The sequence below is a fragment of the Armatimonadota bacterium genome (genome assembly GCA_017993055.1).
In the GTDB taxonomy this organism is placed as follows: domain Bacteria; phylum Armatimonadota; class UBA5829; order DTJY01; family DTJY01; genus JAGONM01.
Genome location: JAGONM010000024.1, coordinates 21,880 through 41,560 on the forward strand (window position 1 = coordinate 21,880; position 19,681 = coordinate 41,560).

Annotated in this window: 19 protein-coding genes; 15 read left to right on the forward strand and 4 right to left on the reverse strand. The window is 59.4% G+C overall.

Features of this window, described 5'->3' with window-relative positions:
• The first annotated feature begins 1 nt into the window (after position 1).
• The 8 genes from KBC96_10090 to KBC96_10125 all read left to right on the forward strand — a co-directional run bounded on the left by KBC96_10090 (position 2) and on the right by KBC96_10125 (position 8,062).
• The gene (locus KBC96_10090) at positions 2-1,123 is read left to right on the forward strand and encodes an NAD/NADP octopine/nopaline dehydrogenase family protein (protein MBP6964744.1); all 1,122 of its coding nucleotides are present in this window, start codon (positions 2-4) and stop codon (positions 1,121-1,123) included.
• Entirely contained in the window at positions 1,120-2,793 is a 1,674-nt protein-coding gene (locus tag KBC96_10095) for a cobalamin B12-binding domain-containing protein (GenBank protein MBP6964745.1), read from the forward strand. The genes KBC96_10090 and KBC96_10095 overlap by 4 nt, the downstream gene beginning before the upstream one ends.
• Positions 2,784-4,238 (forward strand): FGGY-family carbohydrate kinase, encoded by a 1,455-nt coding sequence (locus KBC96_10100; GenBank protein ID MBP6964746.1) that lies wholly within the window; start codon positions 2,784-2,786, stop codon positions 4,236-4,238. The genes KBC96_10095 and KBC96_10100 overlap by 10 nt, the downstream gene beginning before the upstream one ends.
• A gap of 89 nt (positions 4,239-4,327) precedes the next feature.
• Positions 4,328-5,122, forward strand: coding sequence for a hypothetical protein (locus tag KBC96_10105; protein ID MBP6964747.1), 795 nt, complete (start codon positions 4,328-4,330; stop codon positions 5,120-5,122).
• A 169-nt stretch (positions 5,123-5,291) separates the two neighbouring features.
• Complete coding sequence (locus KBC96_10110) at positions 5,292-6,068, forward strand: sugar phosphate isomerase/epimerase (GenBank protein MBP6964748.1); 777 nt, start codon at positions 5,292-5,294, stop codon at positions 6,066-6,068.
• A gap of 75 nt (positions 6,069-6,143) precedes the next feature.
• Positions 6,144-6,554, forward strand: a complete 411-nt coding sequence (locus KBC96_10115) for a VOC family protein (GenBank protein MBP6964749.1) — start codon at positions 6,144-6,146, stop codon at positions 6,552-6,554.
• Complete coding sequence (locus KBC96_10120; GenBank protein MBP6964750.1) at positions 6,551-7,348, forward strand: histidinol-phosphatase HisJ family protein; 798 nt, start codon at positions 6,551-6,553, stop codon at positions 7,346-7,348. Before KBC96_10115 ends, KBC96_10120 begins: the two co-directional genes overlap by 4 nt.
• Positions 7,349-7,747: 399 nt before the next feature.
• A complete protein-coding gene (locus KBC96_10125; GenBank protein ID MBP6964751.1) occupies positions 7,748-8,062 on the forward strand; it encodes a hypothetical protein in 315 nt (104 codons plus the stop codon).
• A gap of 69 nt (positions 8,063-8,131) precedes the next feature.
• Here KBC96_10125 and KBC96_10130 read toward each other — a convergent pair whose 3' ends face one another.
• Genes KBC96_10130 through KBC96_10145 form a run of 4 tightly spaced genes read right to left on the reverse strand, consistent with a single transcriptional unit; the run spans position 8,132 to position 13,154 of the window.
• Positions 8,132-9,583 (reverse strand): hypothetical protein, encoded by a 1,452-nt coding sequence (locus tag KBC96_10130; GenBank protein ID MBP6964752.1) that lies wholly within the window; start codon positions 9,581-9,583, stop codon positions 8,132-8,134.
• Between the two features lie 14 nt (positions 9,584-9,597).
• Positions 9,598-11,244 carry an ATP-binding protein gene (locus tag KBC96_10135; GenBank protein MBP6964753.1) on the reverse strand — a complete coding sequence of 549 codons (1,647 nt, stop codon included), beginning with the start codon at positions 11,242-11,244 and terminating at the stop codon, positions 9,598-9,600.
• Positions 11,245-11,982, reverse strand: a complete 738-nt coding sequence (locus KBC96_10140; GenBank protein ID MBP6964754.1) for a hypothetical protein — start codon at positions 11,980-11,982, stop codon at positions 11,245-11,247.
• A gap of 5 nt (positions 11,983-11,987) precedes the next feature.
• Positions 11,988-13,154 (reverse strand): DNA double-strand break repair nuclease NurA, encoded by a 1,167-nt coding sequence (locus KBC96_10145; GenBank protein MBP6964755.1) that lies wholly within the window; start codon positions 13,152-13,154, stop codon positions 11,988-11,990.
• A gap of 120 nt (positions 13,155-13,274) precedes the next feature.
• On the opposite strand from KBC96_10145, the gene rpiB reads away from it, so the two are divergent.
• From rpiB to KBC96_10180, 7 genes are read left to right on the forward strand one after another with little or no spacing between them, the layout of a single operon-like run.
• Positions 13,275-13,739: a ribose 5-phosphate isomerase B gene (gene rpiB / locus KBC96_10150; GenBank protein ID MBP6964756.1), complete on the forward strand. Its 465-nt coding sequence runs from the start codon at positions 13,275-13,277 to the stop codon at positions 13,737-13,739.
• Positions 13,730-15,013, forward strand: coding sequence for a serine hydroxymethyltransferase (locus KBC96_10155; GenBank protein ID MBP6964757.1), 1,284 nt, complete (start codon positions 13,730-13,732; stop codon positions 15,011-15,013). The genes rpiB and KBC96_10155 overlap by 10 nt, the downstream gene beginning before the upstream one ends.
• Before the next feature lie 5 nt (positions 15,014-15,018).
• Positions 15,019-15,531, forward strand: a complete 513-nt coding sequence (locus KBC96_10160; GenBank protein ID MBP6964758.1) for a cytidine/deoxycytidylate deaminase family protein — start codon at positions 15,019-15,021, stop codon at positions 15,529-15,531.
• Entirely contained in the window at positions 15,528-16,493 is a 966-nt protein-coding gene (locus tag KBC96_10165; protein MBP6964759.1) for an undecaprenyl/decaprenyl-phosphate alpha-N-acetylglucosaminyl 1-phosphate transferase, read from the forward strand. The genes KBC96_10160 and KBC96_10165 overlap by 4 nt, the downstream gene beginning before the upstream one ends.
• A gap of 43 nt (positions 16,494-16,536) precedes the next feature.
• Positions 16,537-17,661: a UDP-N-acetylglucosamine 2-epimerase (non-hydrolyzing) gene (gene wecB, locus KBC96_10170; GenBank protein MBP6964760.1), complete on the forward strand. Its 1,125-nt coding sequence runs from the start codon at positions 16,537-16,539 to the stop codon at positions 17,659-17,661.
• Positions 17,662-17,668: 7 nt separating this feature from the next.
• The gene (locus KBC96_10175) at positions 17,669-18,811 is read left to right on the forward strand and encodes an AI-2E family transporter (protein ID MBP6964761.1); all 1,143 of its coding nucleotides are present in this window, start codon (positions 17,669-17,671) and stop codon (positions 18,809-18,811) included.
• Positions 18,812-18,839: 28 nt separating this feature from the next.
• On the forward strand, positions 18,840-19,664 hold the full coding sequence (locus KBC96_10180; protein MBP6964762.1) for an undecaprenyl-diphosphate phosphatase: 825 nt from the start codon (positions 18,840-18,842) through the stop codon (positions 19,662-19,664).
• Positions 19,665-19,681: the final 17 nt, after the last annotated feature.

Below are 19,681 nucleotides of genomic sequence, written 5' to 3' on the forward strand. Positions count from 1 at the left end.
TATGAGAGAGTTTCCAAGATTCTGCGTCCTGGGCGCCGGCCACGGCGGCACCGCCATGGCGGCGCATCTTTCATTGATGAGCTTCAGTGTGAGCCTTTATAACAGGAACCCTGAAAGGTTGGGTCCCATACAGGCCCAGGGAGGAATCGAACTAATCGCAGACGGCGGCGATCTCCCCAGGGGGATGGCCAAGATCGACGTGGTCTCGGACAACATCGAGGAGGCTTTGAAGGGTGCCGATGTGTTGATGGTCGTGGTGCCCGCGACAGGGCATTCTTTCATGGCGGAGCAGATGGCGCCGCATCTCGTCGATGGACAGATGATCGTGCTGCACCCCGGGCGCACCGGTGGTGCGTTGGAGGTCCACAGCATCCTCCGCGAGCACGAGGTGACCGCAGATGTCATCGTGGCCGAGGCACAGACCTTCATCTATGCGGCGCGGTCGATGAACCCGGGGCAGACGAAGATATTCCGCGTAAAGAACAACATTCCCATCGCGGCGATCCCGGCGCATCGTACACCGGAGGTCATCAAGGCGCTAAGGCACGCGTATCCTCAATTCGTGCCCGGCGACAACGTGATGAAGACTAGCCTGGACAACATCGGAGCGATCTTCCACCCCGCGGTGACAGTGCTCAACGGTGCGCGGATCGAGAGCACTCACGGCGATTTCGACTACTACACCGAGGGCATTACCCCGACCATGTCGCTGATCCTGGAGGACATGGACCGGGAGCGAGTCGCAGTCGCGGAGGCGCTTGGCTTCCGTTGTATGAGCGCGCGGGAGTGGCTGTACGTAGCCTACGATGCGGCAGGCCCGACTCTCTACGAAGCTATGCGGGCTAACCGCGGCTACGACGGCATCAAGGCACCCAAGACGCTATATACTCGGTACATCAGCGAGGACATCCCGATGAGCCTCGTACCGATAGCATCGATCGGCGATATGGTCGGAGTGCCGACACCGACTACCAAGGCTATCATACATCTGGGCTCACTGCTGCACCAGTGCGACTACTGGGCGCAGGGCCGCACGGCCGAGCGCCTCGGGCTTAGCGGGCTCACTCTCAAACAGGTGCGGCGGTTGGTGCTGGAGGGTGAACTCACGGAAGGTCCCGCATGAGCAAGAAGCTGATCGCTGGGGCGCTCGGCAACTGTGTCCACGTTGCTGGCGTCGTGAACTTCCTCCGCTTGGCGGAGAGCATCGGTTGGGAGACGGTCTTTCTCGGGCCGGCTGTCTCAGTTGAGAGATTCGCTCAGGCGATAGAGGAGCATCGCCCGGACGTGGCGGGCGTCAGCTTTCGGCTGACCCCTGAGGTGGCGTCCGGGCTCTTCGCTGAGTTCAAGGACCACCTTGTTAAGAGGAACCTCCAGGGGACGAGGCTCGTCTTCGGCGGCACTCCCCCCGTTTGCCGGATTGCCAAGGCGTCCGGCATCTTCGAGAGAGCGTTCGACGGTTTGGAACTTCCCGAAGAGGTCATCGGGTACCTCAAAGGAAGCGACCTGTCCGACGATCAGGAGGACTTCGGCTCGACGCAGATAGAGCGTCTGGACAAGAAGAAACCCTATCCTCTGTTGCGGCACCACTTCGGCAGACCGACTATGGAACAGACGGTCGAAGGCATCCGCAAGATTGCGGAGTCCCGCACAGTAGATGTCATTTCAATAGGACCGGACCAGAATGCGCAGGAGAGCTTCTTTCGGCCTGAGGAAATGGATCCGACGCTGGACGGAGCAGGAGGTGTTCCGATCCGGTCGGCGGATGACCTGAGGGCAATCTACGAGGCGTCCCGGTGCGGGAACTTCCCACTCCTTCGCATCTACAGCGGGACCCGCGACTTGATCAAATGGGCTGAACTTGCGCTGGAAACCATAAACAACGCATGGGCCGCGATCCCTCTCTGCTGGTACAGCACGCTTGACGGACGCTCGCCTCGCAGCCCTGAGGAGGCCATACGCGAGAACCAGGAGGCGATGGCCTGGTATGCCGAGCGAGGAATTCCTGTCGAGGTCAATGAGTCTCACCACTGGAGCCTTCGCGATGCCCACGACGCACTGGCTGTCGCGATGGCCTACCTGGCCGCCTACAACGCGAAAGCGATGGGGGTCGCGTATTACATCGCGCAGTATATGTTCAACACGCCGCCCAATACCGGTGGGGCCATGGACCTGGCAAAGATGCTCGCGAAAGCTGAGTTGATCGAGTCTCTTCACGACGATGGGTTCCGTTCGATGCGCCAGGTTCGCGCTGGTCTCACGAGTCTCTCCCCGGATATGGACACTGCAAAGGGGCAGCTCGCGGCGTCCGCGGTCCTCGCGCTCGGCATCAAGCCGCACATCATGCATGTCGTGGGCTTCTCGGAGGGAGATCATGTTGCGACTGCAGATGACGTCATCGAAAGCTGCAAGATCGTAAGGGGTGTGCTCAAGAACTGCCTGTTCGGTATGCCCGAGGGGGCTCTGGATCCACACGTCGTTGAGCGGAGGGATCAACTGAAGCAGGAGGCGATGCAGATTGTGGAAGCTATTCGCGCGGCAGGAAAAGGCTGCGGTGCGGATGCACTCACGTCGCCAGAGAATCTTGCGATGGTGATAAGATCTGGCATCCTGGACGCGCCCCACCTGAAGGGCAACAAGTTCGCCGCCGGCCTCTTGGAGACTCGAATGATCGACGGAGCCGTATATGCAGTCGAGCCTGGCACCGATCGCATTCTGAGTGAGAGGGATCGTCTTCACGCGCTCTTGCCGCCTGATCCGAACAAGGCTTCCTTGCGAGGTACTTCATGTACGTAGCGGGCATAGATGTAGGGACACAGGGAGTCCGAGTGGTCGTATGTGACGCGAACGGGGACGTTGCGGCGCAGGTGTCCCGCAGGTTTGCGGTCCCGGATCAGGTCGAACTTTTGCCCCCCGGATGGTCGGAGCAGAACCCGACGGATTGGTGGGAAGCCTGCAGAGAGAGCCTGCAGGATATCACGGGTCAACTGCACGAGAAGGGCTTCTCAGCGAAGGATATCTACGCTGTCGCTGTGGACTCGACTTCGGGGACGCTGGTCGCGGTTGACTCCGCCTGCAGGCCGCTTCGCGCCGCGATCATGTACAATGACACCCGCGCGGCTTCCGAGGCACTAGAGTGTAACTCCGCGGGAGCCGACCTGACCGAGCGGATGGGATACTCGTTCTCGAGTGGATTCACGTTGCCTAAGATCGTCTGGGTGCGCCGCAACGAACCCGAGATCTTCGAGAAGGCTGTCTTCATCCACGCCGCAGACTATATAGTTGGCATGATGACCGGAAGTGCGGGCATCTCTGATACCTCAAATGCGCTGAAGACGGGATACGATCTGTTGGAAGGCCGATGGCCGCCGTTCCTGGAGTCGGCACTGGGTATTCCGTCAGGCAAGCTGCCGGAGGTAGTGAAGCCGGGCACGGTGATCGGAGAGGTGAGCACTGAGTGTTCGAGAAGCACTGGTCTCTTCGAAGGAACGCCCGTAGTGGCGGGAGTGACCGATGGTACGGCTGGATTCTTCGCATCAGGGGCTGTGAAGGTCGGCGATTGGAGCAGTACGCTCGGGACTACGCTGGTGATTCGGGGGGTGTCCAGCAACTTGATCAAGGACGCACAGGGGCGGATATACTGCCATGCGCACCCCGAGGGCTCGTGGCTCCCTGGAGGCGCGAGCAACTCCGGGGCCGAGTGCCTTGAGAAACTGTTCCATGGACGGAATCTATCCGAGCTGAATGCGTATGTCCCTCAGTATTCGCCTACCGCGCTGCTGGTCTACCCCCTCGTTCGCAGAGGAGAGCGCCTTCCGTTCGTCAATCCGGAAGCCGAAGGCTTCATCATCGGGGAGCCGCGAGACAGTCGGGAGCTGTACGCGGGCTACCTAGAGGGTGTGGCGTACGTGGAACGCTGGTGTTATGAGCTGCTTGCGGACCTGGGGGCGGAGGTCGGTGACACTGTCTACGCGACGGGAGGCGGCGCCCGCAGCCCGGAATGGCTGCAGGTTCGGGCTGACCTTCTTCAGAAGCGAATGGTGCGCCCGGTCTCGACAGAATGCGCAATCGGCGCCGCCGTCGTGGCGGCCTCGAGGACACTCTACGACGGCCTTGAATCGGCGGTCGTCGGCATGGCTCGGCCCGGAATGGAAGTGGAGCCGGATCCCAGGCGTCGAGACATCTACGAGCAGTGCTACCGCGCCTTCCGCGGCGCATGCAGCCACAAGGGTTACGAGTAGGTGCGTGTCCAGAGGATTGTATACCCGGCGCCGCGGTGATGCGTCTAATGACCGGGGTGTGAGGCCTCGGAGAAATACAGGAGGTATGAATGATGCGATTGGTTATGATGTTTGGTCTGGCTTGCCTGTTGACCTGTGCGGTGTTCGCGGCCGATGAGCCTGCGCAGTCTGCCCAGGGGACAAAGGTGATCATCCAGTTTGAGGATGTTGACGCCGCGGACGCGCTGGTGGCGCTTTCGCAGAAGGCGCAGATTACTATTCTTGGCGACGCGACCGTAAAGGGCAAGGTGAGTGGGAATTTCATCAACGAGGTTCCGATCGAGGATGTACTCAACACCATCTGTAAGCCAAACAATCTCGAATGGTACAGTGCACGTGTCAGCATCGCTCCGAACGAGCGGCCAAATGCGCAGAGAATTCTAGCGCTGATAGATGCACTGAAAGGGCTTGGCAACACGAGTCTGATCGTCCAGAATCCGCTGAAGAAACAGGATACGGTCTTCATTGCGGCAGCAGAGGCAGGATCCGTGGACTTTGGCCCGCTATCCGATTCTTTGAAGCTGAGACCTATCTACGTTGTACGGGCGGTTCCTCAGCCGGTGGGTCCGAACGCTCCGCAGGCGAGCGCGCTCGGTCAGCCGCCGGCGGAGGTATCAGCCGCCGCCAGCCAGGTGTGGAACTACTTCTCGCAGATGCAACCGCAGACACAGATGCAGGTCATGCGGGAGCTGGGGCGCATGGTGTTTCAGAATATCCCCCGCGAACAGATGGACCAGATGAGAGAGCAGTGGCGACAGAACAACCCCGACCGCGGTGACCGCGGCAGCTGGGGGGGCCGTGATGGTCAGCGCGGGGAAGGGGGTCCTCCCCGACCGCCGCAGTAGTAGTGCGGTACTCGCCTGATCGCTCCCTGCGGAAGCACGACCAGAGCGTCACGCCCTGGTCGTGCTTCTTTCGTTGGCAGGGAGGGCGTATAGCTAGCGGCATTGAACTCAGCCATGACGTGCATTCGCAGACGTCCTGTGGCACTCTACTGCGGAAAGGAGTAATCAGATGCGCATCGGGTTCATCTGTGACCTGACTGAGGATGATTTTCGATTCGCCAGCGAGAACGGGTTCAGATGCGTCGAATGGAACGGCAGCGACAACATTGACTTCCTTCCTATGGCCCCGGAACTGGCCAGGTATTCGAGGGAATATGGCGTTCCGTTCAACATGATCGGCCTCTTCGGCAGGAACTACATCTCCGATGATCCTGAGGAGCGGGCGCGGCACCTCTCGGATGCCAAGAAGACGATTGACTTCTGCGAGGCGATAGGATCACCTCTTTTCGTAACCGGAGGAGGCCATCCGGAGAACAGATCGCTCGCCGAGAACGTCAGCCGCGCCGCCGATCATCTGGGGAAGCTGATTGAGTACGGTGAGCCCAGAGGTGTTCGAGTCGCCCTGTACAACTGCCACTGGGGCAACTTCGCCGTCGCTCCGGATGCCTGGGATATGTTGATGCCCGCGCTCCCTAGACTCGGCATCAAGTACGATCCATCGCATGCCATCGGGGACGGTCGGGACTACCTGGTGGAACTGCGGGACTGGGGCACGAGGGTCTACCATGTCCACGCGAAGGGCTCGCTTGCCATCGGGGGCAAGCGATTTCCCGACCCGATGCCGGGCATGGACGAAACGAACTGGGGCGCCATGTTTGCAGTCCTCTACGAGCAGAACTATCCGGGTGACGTGAACATCGAACCACACTCTGGCGACTGGGTGGGCGTCCGGCGGCGAGCCGGCCTCCTGTTCTCGAAACGCTATCTGGAGCAATTCGTTATCTAGTCGGGAGTGAGCGGCCAAACTGCAAGGCAGATGACGGAACTAATCGTCTCTCGTTCGACTGCACTGGAGGCTTTCATGCTGAGAGGCCTGACTCATGTGGCCGTATGGGTGACCGACATCGCGCGGGCGCTGGACTTCTACACGCGCATTCCAGGCGTGCACGAGCATTTCCGGCTGCACAAGGACGACGGCTCCCTGTGGCTGATCTACCTTCGGATAGCTCCTTACCAGTTCGTCGAGTTGTTCCCGCGAGCCACCGGGTCCTATGTGCAGCCTACGCACGCGGGATACTCTCACTTCTGCATAGAGACCGACGACATCCGGACGCTCCACGGCGAACTGGTCGCGAACGGGATTACCCCGGATTCCGAGCCTAGGATGGGCGCCGACGGCTCGTGGCAGTTCTGGATTCACGATCCCGACGGCAATCCGATCGAGTTTCAGCAGTTCGTCGACGGCTCGCTGCATCACGGACGTCGGCAATGATCACTTCATACCACTGTCATTCGCGCTGGAGCGACGGCGAGGGTGAGATCCTTGACTTCGTCCGTGTGGCCGGCGAGATCGGAATCTCGGAGGTCGGCCTGTCGGATCACTACGTCCTGACTCCTGATCGAAGGCGCAAGGATTGGGCGATGCCGCTCGATGCTCTAGACGACTACGTCGCAGAGGTGCGGGCAGCGGGCGAGGAGTCTGGGGGAGGGACGGTTGTCAGGCTCGGTATCGAGGCCGACTACATACCGGAGACTGCTGGCGAGTTGCGCGACATACTCTCCCAACATGCATTCGACTATGTCATCGGCTCGGTACACTCCGTGGACGGCTTTCCGATAGATGGCAGCGCCGCTGACTGGGAGCCTCTATCCCAGTCAGAGCGGGACGATATTGTGCGAGGATACTGGACTCGACTATGCGAGATGGCCGCGAGTCGCGTATTTGATTTTGCCGGGCATCTCGACCTTACAAAGAAGTTCGGATACCGCCCGGTCGCGAATACCTCGCAACGGGTTTCATCGGCCCTTGATGCGCTGGCATCATCGGGCATGGCAGTCGAACTGAACACGTCTGGATGGTACGTCCCGGCGGGCGAGCAGTACCCGTCATCCGAGATTCTCGCAGGGTGCTTTGTGCGAGGTATTCCCGTTCTTGTGACGGCCGATGCGCACACTCCGTGCAACGTTGATCGCGACCTCGCCCGCGGCCATTCACTTCTGCGAGGTATCGGGTATCGGGAGCTGTCCTGCTTTGCAGGACGCGTTCGAGGCAACTATGCGCTCTAGACCGGCGGATCGTAACCGACGATATGAAAACGTTTGCAGAGACTCTTCGGGCATTGGGAGGATTTTCCATCGCATATAGCGAATAGTTCGTGCGAGAAAGTCAAGAATCGTGATGCACACGGAGATTCGCAATAGATCGCCGTACATATCTGAATGGTGTGCCTGCCGGAACCATATCAGTATCGCAGCCGTATAAACTAGTGTTTGCGCTGATGGATTGGCCCCGTGCAGTCGAGGGATTTTCTCTTTTTCGGGGCGACCTTCGAACTTGTGTTCGCCAGTTGTTTGTGCTATAATACAGGGCGTCCTGTTTGCAGTGCAAGTCACGATCGGGTCGGAGGCCTCGCATTGCCAGCGACTGGCAACCGATACCCTGAAAAGGATCGCATCAAAATGAGCATGACGAGAGACGCATACGCGAAAGAAGTGTTGAGAGTCGCAGAGGCAGCACTGTACGGAGGAGAATCCGTGCTGTGTCCGCACGAGGGATGCCAGGAACGTTTGTCCATCGTCAAACAGGGCGTCTTGAGCACCAGGTCAATCAGCTGTCCGGTGCACGGCCACATATTCCAGGAACAGAGGGTGGAGCCGTTTAGCAAGTTGGAGTGGCACGAGGCACCTGAAACTGTGGATGACGACGATGACGAGTGTTTCGAGGAGAGAGATCTCATCGAGTCGGAGTATGCCTCGTTCGAGGTCTTGGTGAACGACTAGCTTGTTGTCATCGGATCGGCGCAGAAGGAGGACAGCCCGCTCCCCCTGAGGGAGCGGGCTGTCGGCGTCTCAGATATCCACGAGTCTTACGCTCAGGGATATCTCACGGAAGCGGTTGCGCCACGTTAGCTTCGGCTCCAGGCAGTGGAAACGCTTGGCTACGGAGACTAGCGTATCGAATACGGAGTCGTTTCTGACGTCATATCGTAGTCCCAAGTCCAAGGAGACGCCGCCTACGGGATATCGCAGTCTTGCGGCGAGTTCTTCCTGGATCTCCACGGGATCGAACTCGAACGGGGTCGCGCCGCTTACGGCGTGCGTCAGATAAGTCAACGCGATGTAAGAGTCCGGCCCGAGCCGATGCTCGGCGGCAAGCTGACCCCCAATGCTCATATAGTCATCACCTGTCCCGTACCGGGAATAGCGGGCCATCATGGCAGGCATCGCTCTTGTCGTGTCGGAGAGACGAATGGGACCTATCCATACCAGAGCCCGCAAATCGGCTCGGGAAGACCCTCTACCTGAAGGCTCCTCGGCAAAGTATCCCAGTCCCGCTTCCGCGATAACGCCTATGCCGGACCGCGCTTCGCGCGCCTTGAGAGGATCCAGCAAGTCACCCGAGAGCGTGATGGAGTTCTCCGGGCGTTGGCGGAGACCGGGGTCTCCGGCGGCGCGGAGCTGCCACGTAAGTTCGGGGAGTCTAGAGACCAGAACATCAGATCGTCTTCCCGCATAGTGCGGTTCCAGATATGCGGCTCGCAACCCAAAAGGTGTGCCGGCAACATCCGGAAGCATCAGGCTGCCTTGAAGGAACTGTCGAGTTGAGATGCGAAGCGTCATGCGACCGGTCGAAGAACGCCCGCCCGCGATGTCAATGGCATGCTCGGTATAGAAGCCATACCGTCCAGTGAAGCCGACCGAGGGGAGTTGCAGACCCGCAGTGTCCCGATCTCTCAGCAAGAGGCTGTACTTCGGGATACTGAAGAGCGTGTTGCCGAAGGCGACCATCCTCAATCTCCGCGCCGAGAGCCTGTTCCCGGGTTGGATTCGCAACTCACCCGCCGAGAGATAGTAGTGCGGTGACTCCTGATCGCAGGTGGTGAATCGGGTTTTCTTGAGGAGATAGCCTTCCGGGCTCGACACCAACTCCTCCCCGCGGAACAAGAAACCCTCGATGGACGCACTTGCATCGCGAAAGCTACCGATCCTGGTTCGGTAGTTGTATACCAGACCGTGGCCTGTGATAATGCGCTCGCCTTGGGTAAAGACCACCTGTCCCTCTGCGTCGAACGCACCCGTTACGAAACTTCCGCCTACGGAGTCCGCCGTGACGGTAGTCTCCCCGTACACAACCCTAGCATCTCCGTCGGCGCGGAATGCCTTTGAGTCGAAGTCGAACTCCTGGTACTCACCGGTAACCTGAACATCCAGGAATTCGGGACTGGGCGACAAGTCGGCGGCCTGCAACGGGGAGAGAAACGCGGTAATCAGGAGTACTATGATTCGAACCGCCGTGTTCAAATGCTTATTCCACTCTAGGCAAAGTCGATGTCCATCTCTCGCGCGGCCTGCTCGGCCCGCTTCCCGCCATCCGGATGGCCCATGCTGCGCCGGAAATCCTGGTCGTCGTACATGCGGGTCTTCACAACGACCGGCATCGGGACCGCGTGCCCGATCACAAGAGCCTGCTGCTTGCTGTCCAGGCTCGCCAGGACGCTCCTCAGGCCCCCCGCGCCGCTGACCCCGGTCATCACCGCGTCTATGTCCTTCTCGTCGTTCAGCAGGCATGTGATGCGCGTGCCGACCTGTGACAGTACCTCGGCATCGATCCCCGACGGTCGCTGATCGACGACCAGCAGCGTCACGCTATACTTTCGCATCTCTCGCGCGATTGTCCCGAAGATCGTCTGGCCAGCAACCGAAGGGCTCAGGAACTTGTGCGCCTCTTCGATGGTGATCACCAGCGGCAGAGGCTTCGGGCGGTCTCCCCCGAGCGATTCCTCCGTCTTCTCGACGTACTTTCCGTGGATACGCCTCGTCAGGATATTGGCCACGAGCATGTACCTCAGCGGCTGGGTATGCTGGCCGAACTCCAGGACGACGTGTTTGCCGCCGTCGAGGTAACTCATGATCTGCTTGACGGCATCGACGTCGATCGTGTCCTTTGAGTCGTCGATGAGGAACGACTTACAGCTCTCCGCCAATACTCGCAGTTTCCTCTGAAGGGCAGACAGCGCGCCTTGGTGGACATTGTTGTGCTCGCAGAAATCGTCGATGTCGTCGCGTTCCATCTCCATGAGCTTGCTCAGCCAGCGATCCTCAAACCGGCCCACGAGCGCGTAGCCCGTTTCTACCGCCGTTGAGGACAGGTTCAGATCGTGCTGGAGCAAGACGATATCGTCCACCGTCACCTGGCTGTAGGGAATCTTCACCTCAAAGTCGATCGGCGCTCCCCTCCGGCGAGACGAGTCCGGGTCGAGCGAGAAGACCGCCACCTGGTCGCGGAAGTACTGCTTCAGTCCGCGCACCTCGGCCCGGTCGCCTTCGACGGTTCCCTTCCAGCCGTACTCGCTGTGCATGTCGAATACGAGGTTCGCGGCCTTGCGGTTCTTGATGATTCCGCAGAGCATGATGCGCGTCAGGAAGGTCTTGCCCGTGCCTGACTTGCCGAAGATGCCGTTGCTCCGTTCGACGAACCGTTCGAGGTTGATGCACACCGGCGTCTCCTCCATGTCCAGAGGGGTGCCGATGTTGAAGAACCTGACGTTCTCGTTCTCGTCACCGAAGATCCGGTTGACATCCTGTCCCGTTGCGGGGAGCACCGGACTGAAGTGGCCGGGGATCGTCTTTACGGGCAACAGGTCCGACTCCAGGTCGTTCTTCGGCACCATCAGCATCGGTCGAAGGGAGATGGTTCCGTAGGTAGTTGTACCGCTCAGTATACAGCGCATCAGTTCGTCGCTTCGGCCCGGCGGATTGTCGAGCAGTCCGCGAGCCGAGGTGCTGAGCGTCACGTCCGTGATCATCGAGAAGAAGCGGAACTTCTCGCCCTCTACAACGACGAACTTCCCCGCCCGCACGTCCTCAACGCTGTTCCCCGCATCGAGCTTCATCTCCAGGCCTTCGACCAGCGACCCCTGGACTATCTGTCCGATCTCGCTGGGGGACATGACTTGATCCATCTATCGAATCCTCCTGACGATCGCACGCAACCGCTCGTAGTCGTCCCGCAGGAGGCTGGCCAGCTCCTTGCCGGCGTTCACGATGAAATCGCGATCTCCGTTCCGCGCGGCAAGGGCCTCACGAATGCACGCCGCGACCATTTCGTCACACGGCGCGTTGTGGAAGCCCACCAAGGTGCGGAGGAAGTCCGTGCGGTCAGTGAAGCGTGCGATCTCCTCTGCGTTGCACTCGAACACCTGCGTGTGGATTCTGGGGGGCAGGGAAGGGAGGTACTGCCTGATGGAGTTCCCGTGCGCGTACCCAACGATCGCTGCCTGGAACTTGGTCATAAGCAGCCACTCCGCAAGCTGAGGCTGTTCGCGGGCGAGTTCGTCCTCTGCCTTCCAGTATGCACGGGGCTGCTTGCCAGTTTCGGTGCTCGTCGTCGTTGCGCTGTAGACGACTGCGAAGATCGCCGGCTGAAGGGTGGTAGACGTGTCGATATCCCCCCCGGCCATAACCGCGTCGTAGTCTGCGCTGAACGATCCCTCGGCTGCCCGGAACGCGAACGGATCGTCGGGATCGGAGGCCGGAGTCTCTTGCACGACCGGCGTCATGTCATCCATCCCTGTATCCATCAGGATCTTGACGAAGCTGCCGAACCTGGGCGGTGCGTGAAGAGTATAGCTCTCGGCCGTAAACTCGGATGTACTCGCCTCGATGATCTCGCCGATAAACTCGTGTTCGTCCGTCATCATCGCTGTCAGTATCCCTTCGATATCCGCTTCAGGCTGCGTGTCACCGGCGCCCCATGCTTGATCATAGAGCGTTCCAGAATCTCGTAGAAAGCGCGCCGTTCTGGTCCGCGAACCACCGCTTTGTCGTGTGCCTCGCTAAGTGCAACGGGATATCCTTGACCTTTCCCCGCCTGGTCAGAGCAAACCGAGTGTATCCCATTAAGCAGTCGGGGGCTCTCCGCGACCCAGGTCGGGATCTCGATTCGAGCGATTTCCATGCCAACGCTCAGGTAGAACGCCCCGATCTTGTGTTCGCCGTATGACTCCAGAATCCTCGATTGGCTCGTGAATACCACGGAGCGTTCGCCTTGCTTGAGCCGCCTCCCATACACCGCGCGGTCGGTCAGTCGGCCAAGCCGCTCGCAGGGACGATCGGCGATGTCCGGATGCGGGCAGCGGTCGCAGTTCACGTCGGGCATGTCGCAGAGCATAACGCGCATTGAGTTTGTGAAGTCCCTGCTCCCGGGATCGCTGATGTATCCTGCGATAGGGACGCCGAGGCTCTTGGCAAGGTCGAACGTGGCAAGGTACTCCTCCAGAACCTTCTCCTTGAAGTCCGGCGGCTCGTTCTCGAGGGACCAGCGAATAAGGCTGCCGTCCATGAGCGCGACCACCGGCACACCCGTATCCGCGGCGGCGCGGATCGCATGGAGCATCTCCAGACCCTCGGCCGATGCTCGACGTATGGCGAGAAGCTTCTCGGCCACAGGAACCTTTCGTCCACCGTATTCCTCGAATATGTCCTGTTCCTTGTAGCAGAGCTTCGGAAACGAGCGGAACGTTGGCCGTTCCGGGACTCCGTAATAGAGCGTGACGCTCGAGGTGTTGATCAGAAAGCAGTAAGAAACCTCATGCTTGTCGGGGGCAATCTGAGATCCGTCAACCGCGACGACCGCGTGAGGCATCGGGAGATCGGGGCAGGGGAATGCGCGGTCTGGTGGTTCTTGGAAGTTCGAAAGCAGCCATGACGTGCGGGCCTCTCGGATTCGATGCTTCGCGCTGTCCGGATCGGATGCCATTCTCCGAATGACACCGTCGGCTGCATGGATCTGCTCTTCGGCTCCACGAGCGGACTCCGCACTCTCCCTTCCGAAAGCATCTATGTCGTGGAGAATCTTCTCGAGTTCAAGCATTGAGGCGATCCATGCCGAATGATGCCTGATGATACCAACCTTCCCGATGCCTTGTCAACGCGGCATGGAGTCAGCCCGTGCGCTTTACAAGCGGTTTCCGCGCATAGTATAATCCCGTGTATGAGAATCGCCATCGGATCAGATCATGCCGGTTATCGCCTGAAGACCGAGATACTGCGCCACTTGAGCGATCAGAACGCGGACGTCACCGATTTCGGCGCACACGACGAGTCGCGCGTAGACTATCCGGATATCGGTCTGGCAGTGGCTGACTCGGTGGTTTCGGGCACGTTCGACGTCGGCATCCTGGTCTGTGGTACGGGAGTGGGAATGAGCATCGCCGCAAACAAGGTTCGTGGCATCCGAGCCGCATTGTGCGGTGATACGTACTCCGCAAGAATGTCGCGTCTGCACAACGACGCGAATGTGCTGACGCTCGGCGAACGCGTCACCGGCGTCGGTCTCGCTCTCGACATCGTTGACACGTGGCTGACAACCGAGTATCCAGCCGAGGAACGTCATGGCGGCCGTGTCCGCAAAATGATGGCAATCGAGCGAAGAGACAATGAGGGAGGATGCGAATAGTGCGGACGTTGGAGTTGCGGCTCAAGTGCCCGTCTTTCACAGCTAGCTTGACGGAGGCTGACCCCGAAATAGCTCAGGCCATCGAACTCGAGAAGGCCCGCGAGAACGACAAGTTGGAGATGATCGCCTCTGAAAACTTCGTCAGCCGCGCAGTCCTCGAAGCCCAGGGTAGCATCCTCACTAACAAGTATGCTGAGGGCTACCCCGGCAAGCGATACTACGGCGGCTGCGAGCACGTGGACATAGTGGAGAACCTTGCTATCCAGCGGGCGAAGAAGCTTTTCGGCGCCGATCATGCCAACGTCCAGCCGCATTCCGGCTCCCAGGCGAACATGGCCGTGTACTTCGCTACGATGGAGCCGGGCGATACCTACATGGCGATGAACCTCGACCACGGCGGGCATCTGACTCACGGCAGGTCCGTGAACTTCTCCGGCAAGCTCTACAATGTTGTCCCGTACGGTGTGGATCGGGAGACTGAGCTGATTGACTACGACGAGATGGCTCGACTCGCCCGCGAGCACAAGCCGAAAGTGATCGTCGGCGGCGCCACAGTCTATCCGCGCATCATTGACTTCCCGCGCATGCGCGAGATAGCGGATGATGTCGGCGCGCACCTTATGGTGGACATGGCTCATATCGCCGGGCTCGTGGCCGCCGAGGAACATCCCTCACCCGTACCCTACGCGGATTTCGTATCTTCTACTACTCATAAGACGCTGCGCGGGCCGAGAGCGGGCATGGTCCTCTGCAGGTCCGACCACGCCGAGCGTCTCGACAAGGCGGTCTTCCCCGGCATGCAGGGCGGACCGCTCTGCCACGTTGTTGCCGCCAAGGCAGTCTGTTTCAGGGAGGCAATGACGCCCGAGTTCAAGTCGTATCAGCGGCAGATTCGTCTGAACGCAGCCGCTCTTGCCGATACGCTGATGGCGAACGGTGTCAAGCTGGTCGCAGACGGCACGGATAATCATCTGATACTGGTCAACCTCGTTCCGCTGGGGATCAATGGCAGAGTGGCGCAGACGGCCCTTGACGATGCCGGCATCACGACCAACAGAAACACCATCCCGTTCGATCCGGAGAAACCGTATATCGGCAGCGGCATTCGCATAGGCACCCCCGCTCTGACGACTCGAGGTATGTCCGAGCCGCAAATGCACGTGATTGCGCAACTGATCCACCGAGTGCTGAACCATATTGACGACGAGACAGTTCGCCGAGAGGTTAGGGGAGTGGTGGGAGAGCTATGCACCGAGTTCCCACTGTACGGGTGATTACGATGAGTGAGAGCGAGCGGCACCGTCCAGGGTGGGATCAGTATTTTCTCGAGATTGCGCATGTCGTAGCAAAACGCTCGACGTGCGAGCGTCGTCAGATAGGTGCGGTGATCGTCCGCGACCGGCGGATTCTGACCACGGGATACAATGGGGCTCCTTCGGGACTCGGTCATTGTCTCGAAGTCGGGTGCCTGCGCGACCAACTAGGTATCGCATCCGGTACACGAACGGAAATGTGCCGGGCTCTTCACTCCGAAATGAACGCCATCATCCAGGCCGCCCAGCACGGTGTCTCCACGAAGGGTGCTACCTTGTACTGCACCCATCAGCCGTGCAGTGTTTGTGCCCGCATGCTGATCAACGCGGGCATAACGCGGATAGTCTACACGGGGCCCTATCCTGACGAGTTCTCCATGCAGCTTCTGAGGGAAGCGGGCATCGAGATAGCGATAGTAGACGGCGACTCCACACACTGCTGTGTACAATCGGGCCGTGTGGAAACACGAGATCAATGAACTTCCAAGTACTGGCATTCCTGCTCGCGCTTGCCCTGTCGTTCGCTCTAACTCCTCGCGTGAGGAGGCTGGCTACACGGCTCAACGTCATCGCAGTCCCGGGCGGGCGGCGCATTCACGGTAGGCCGGTGCCGCTGTGGGGAGGTCTCGCGATCTACGCCGGGTTCGCCATCGCCGTCACTGTCGTCCTGAATGTAGGCAACCATTGGATCCCGGATCTGAAACTGGATACCCGGATGTTCGGCATTCTAGTTGCGGGAGCAATAGTGGCGACTATTGGTATGATTGACGATGTTAAAGAACTATCGGCTCCTGTTCAGATTCTCGGCATCGTCGGAGCGGCAGTAGTACTCATGGGCTTCGGCGTAAAGATCGAGTTGGTCTCCAATCCGTTTCGAGAGGGGATGATCGCACTCTCCTGGTTGACGGCACCCGTAACCATTCTGTGGATCTTCGGCCTGACGAAAACCGTGGACTTGATGGATGGCCTCGACGGTCTGGCGGCCGGAATCGGCGCCATTGCCGCGGGATGTCTCGCATTCATGGCGTATCTCTCCACCCAGCCTGCGGTCGCCTTGATGGCTGCGTCCCTGAGCGGGGCGTGCATCGGTTTTCTGCGTTTCAATTTCAATCCCGCGAAGATTTTCATGGGCACGACCGGTAGCCAGTTCATCGGTTTCGCGCTGGCGGCTCTATCCATCATCGGTGCGTTCAAGGTAGCGGTGGCGGCTGCGGTCGCGCTTCCGATACTGGTCTTCGGAGTTCCGATATTTGATGCGGTGTTCGTGGTGTGGAAGCGATGGCGAAACCGTCTCCCCCTGCACAGGCCGGATCACAGCCATCTGCACTACAGGCTGATGCAGCGAGGTTTCACTCACAAACAGACTGTCCTGCTCATATACGGGATATGTCTAGCGTTGGGGATCACTGCGCTTGCGATCTTCTTCATCGCGAGGAGCTGAGCGGTTCATCCTGCGACGTGCACCTGAGGCAACTGGAGGCAGCATGCCGATAAAGGTAATGGCAATATGTGGCACTCGGCCTGACGCGGTCAAGACTGCGCCGGTCATTCACGAACTCCGAAAGTTCCCTGATCGGATAAAGCTCGTGGTGGCGGTCACTGGTCAGCACCGCGAAATGCTCCATCAGGTGCTGGAGGTCTTTGACATCAAGCCAGACTACGATCTGGACATAATGAAACCAAAGCAGACACTGGGGGAGATCACGACCCGGGTTCTGCAGGGTCTCCAGGGTATCATAGAGAAGGAGCAGCCGGATATAGTCCTGGTGCAGGGTGATACCAGCACTACTTTTGTTGCGGCACTAGCAGCATTCTACCACAAGGTGGCGGTTGGGCACATCGAGGCAGGCCTTCGAACTGACAACAAGTACGATCCGTTTCCAGAGGAGATGAATCGTCGGTTGACGACCGTTCTGGCCGACCTTCATTTCGCGCCCACACCGGCTGCCCGAGAGAACCTGCTGGCCGAGGGCGTCCCGTCTAGCCGAATCTACGTTACAGGGAACACCGTCATAGATGCTCTGCTCTCGGTTGCGGAGAGACCGTGGACCTTCGACGACCCGTTTCTCTCGAGGGTCGGGACGGACGGGCGGCGGATGATCCTGGTCACCGCGCACAGGCGTGAGAACTGGGGAGAGCCGATGCAGAATATCTGCGACGCTATCAGGGCTATCGTGGCGACTTTCGACGACACGGAGGTAGTGTTCGCGCTACACAAGAACCCGATTGTTCGCGAGACGGTCTTCCCCGCGCTCGAGGGCGCGGAACGGGTGCATCTGATCGAGCCGCCGGACTATGTACCGTTCGTCCACCTGATTAAGAAAGCGCATATCGTTCTTACGGATTCCGGTGGGGTGCAGGAGGAGGCGCCATCACTGGGGAAGCCGGTGCTTGTCATGAGAAAGACCACGGAACGCCCCGAGGGGGTGGAAGCCGGCACCGCCACGCTGATCGGTACGGAGACCGACAGGGTATTCGAGGCGACGGCGAAACTCTTGCGGGACTCAAGTGCGTACAATGCGATGGCGAAGGCGGTCAACCCTTACGGGGACGGAAGCGCGTCGATGCGAATAAGGGAAGCTCTTTTCAGCTTCTTCGGCTTGGACTGAGGATGGAATGGAAGCGAAGACCCGCGTGGAAAGTGTGTTCGAACTGATCTGGGGGGTCGGGTTGCGGCTCGTGCTCCTGCTCGGTGTCGGCTACTTCGTGTATCGGGTCAGGGCGGTCATCGTCGCCGTCCTGCTCGCGGCGACTCTCACCTATGCGATACTCCCGCTCGTGGACATCCTGTGCAGGCATCGGGTCCGTGGAATCAGGCGCAGGACTCAACGACTGATCGCTACGATTCTTGTTTTTGTCGTACTGATCAGCCTGGGCATCAGCACGATGCTGGCATTCTTCGGCCACCTGGAGATGGAGGTCACAGGCATCAAGGCGAGCTTCGCAAGCTATGTGGCGCAGATAGACCAGATGATGCTCAGCATCAGGGAATGGCACTCCACGCTCTCCCCGGATTTCCAGAGGTTGCTGAGTTCCGACAGCCTGGACAAGATGCAGGATAAGGTCATCGCCTTCTCGTCCTCTCTGTTCAAGCGAACGCTCGACTGGCTAAGCCATGTGGCTGAGGTATTCTTGATCCCGGTGCTGGCCTTCTATTTCACGCTCGACAGCCGTTCACTGAAGCGCGAGTTCGTCGCGCTCGCGCCGAGGCGCGCGCGACGTGAAGCACTGGCGATTCTACATGAAGTCAGCAGTGTGATGCGGAGCTATGTGATCGGTCAGATCATTCTGTGTCTAATCGCGGGGCTCGTCGTCGCCGCGGTCCTCAGCTTCGTCGGCATGGAGTACGTGCTGCTACTAAGCATATTGTCAGCGATCACTCGCGCGATACCGATCGTCGGGCCAATCGTGGCTGGCGTGGTAATCGTACTCCTAGCCACTATCAAGTCGCCGATGCTGGGGTTGTATATGTTCGTCTTCTTCACGACTCTGCATTTCCTCGAGAGCAAATTCATAATGCCCAAGCTCATAGGACATCGAATGCAACTACATCCTGCGCTCGTCATCATCGTTCTGCTGATCGGCGCCGAGTTCTTCGGCATTCTTGGGATGTTCCTGGCCGCTCCAGCGGCCGCGATAGTGCGCACCTTGATTCGATACTACATCATCAAGCCCAAAGAACTGAGAGTCTGGGGACTGACGAACTCTAACTCCGCTTCGGCCCCCGAATCTCTGTTGCGAACCGCTGACAAGGTGTAGGCGGAGCCTAGGACTTACAGGTTGACAAGTGGACCTACTACAGGCAATCATCCTCGGGACCGTTCAGGGACTGACGGAGTTCATCCCCATCAGCAGTTCAGCACACCTCATAGTCATACCGTGGCTTCTCGGATGGGAGTCCTTCGGCCTCACCTTCGATGTCGCGCTCCATCTCGGCACGCTGTTGGCGTTGCTCGCCTATTTCTGGCGGGACTGGTACGGAATGATCCGGGACTCCCTGAGCGCGACCAAGCTCGGCAGGTGGCTGGGCATGAAGCGCTCGACCGGGACCATGCTGCTCTGGCCGATCGTGATCGCCACTGTTCCTGCCGCACTTGCCGGGAAGTTCCTCGAAGAGACCGTCGAGAACCGTGTCCGTTCTAGCTTCCTCCTCGTCGCTGTCGTTACAATCGGTCTCGGGATATTCCTACTGCTGGCCGACAGGTACGGGGCGAAGAGGCGCGCGGCTGAGTCGGTCACCGTCTGGGACTGGTTGATTATCGGAGTCGCACAGGCCCTTGCGATTATTCCGGGGGTTTCGCGTTCGGGTGTTACCATCACGGCGGGAATGGCTTGCGGTCTGCAGAGGGATGCCTCAGCGCGGTTCTCGTTCCTCCTCGGAGCGCCGATCATTCTCGGAGCGGCGGTGTACCAAGTACCGAGTGTTTTGCGGAACGGGCTGGGTTCATCAGAGCTGCTGCCGTTTGTCGTGGGTATCGCATCATCGGCAATCGTAGGCTATCTTTGCATCGGCTTCCTGATGTCATACCTGCGAACGCGGAGTGCCGCGCTCTTTGTGGTGTACAGATTCGTTTTCGGCAGCATGGTGATCGCGTTCACTCTAATCCGATAGATCGACGATTCCAAGCA

Coding starts and splice junctions, on each gene's coding strand:
- KBC96_10175 (MBP6964761.1), top strand. CDS start 17,669: ATGGAAGCGAAGACCCGCGTGGAAAGTGTGTTCGAACTGATCTGGGGG.
- KBC96_10125 (MBP6964751.1), top strand. CDS start 7,748: ATGACGAGAGACGCATACGCGAAAGAAGTGTTGAGAGTCGCAGAGGCA.
- KBC96_10155 (MBP6964757.1), top strand. CDS start 13,730: ATGCGAATAGTGCGGACGTTGGAGTTGCGGCTCAAGTGCCCGTCTTTC.
- wecB (MBP6964760.1), top strand. CDS start 16,537: ATGCCGATAAAGGTAATGGCAATATGTGGCACTCGGCCTGACGCGGTC.
- rpiB (MBP6964756.1), top strand. CDS start 13,275: ATGAGAATCGCCATCGGATCAGATCATGCCGGTTATCGCCTGAAGACC.
- KBC96_10160 (MBP6964758.1), top strand. CDS start 15,019: ATGAGTGAGAGCGAGCGGCACCGTCCAGGGTGGGATCAGTATTTTCTC.
- KBC96_10095 (MBP6964745.1), top strand. CDS start 1,120: ATGAGCAAGAAGCTGATCGCTGGGGCGCTCGGCAACTGTGTCCACGTT.
- KBC96_10140 (MBP6964754.1), bottom strand. CDS start 11,982: ATGATGACGGACGAACACGAGTTTATCGGCGAGATCATCGAGGCGAGT.
- KBC96_10135 (MBP6964753.1), bottom strand. CDS start 11,244: ATGGATCAAGTCATGTCCCCCAGCGAGATCGGACAGATAGTCCAGGGG.
- KBC96_10165 (MBP6964759.1), top strand. CDS start 15,528: ATGAACTTCCAAGTACTGGCATTCCTGCTCGCGCTTGCCCTGTCGTTC.
- KBC96_10110 (MBP6964748.1), top strand. CDS start 5,292: ATGCGCATCGGGTTCATCTGTGACCTGACTGAGGATGATTTTCGATTC.
- KBC96_10100 (MBP6964746.1), top strand. CDS start 2,784: ATGTACGTAGCGGGCATAGATGTAGGGACACAGGGAGTCCGAGTGGTC.
- KBC96_10105 (MBP6964747.1), top strand. CDS start 4,328: ATGATGCGATTGGTTATGATGTTTGGTCTGGCTTGCCTGTTGACCTGT.
- KBC96_10115 (MBP6964749.1), top strand. CDS start 6,144: ATGCTGAGAGGCCTGACTCATGTGGCCGTATGGGTGACCGACATCGCG.
- KBC96_10120 (MBP6964750.1), top strand. CDS start 6,551: ATGATCACTTCATACCACTGTCATTCGCGCTGGAGCGACGGCGAGGGT.
- KBC96_10145 (MBP6964755.1), bottom strand. CDS start 13,154: ATGCTTGAACTCGAGAAGATTCTCCACGACATAGATGCTTTCGGAAGG.
- KBC96_10090 (MBP6964744.1), top strand. CDS start 2: ATGAGAGAGTTTCCAAGATTCTGCGTCCTGGGCGCCGGCCACGGCGGC.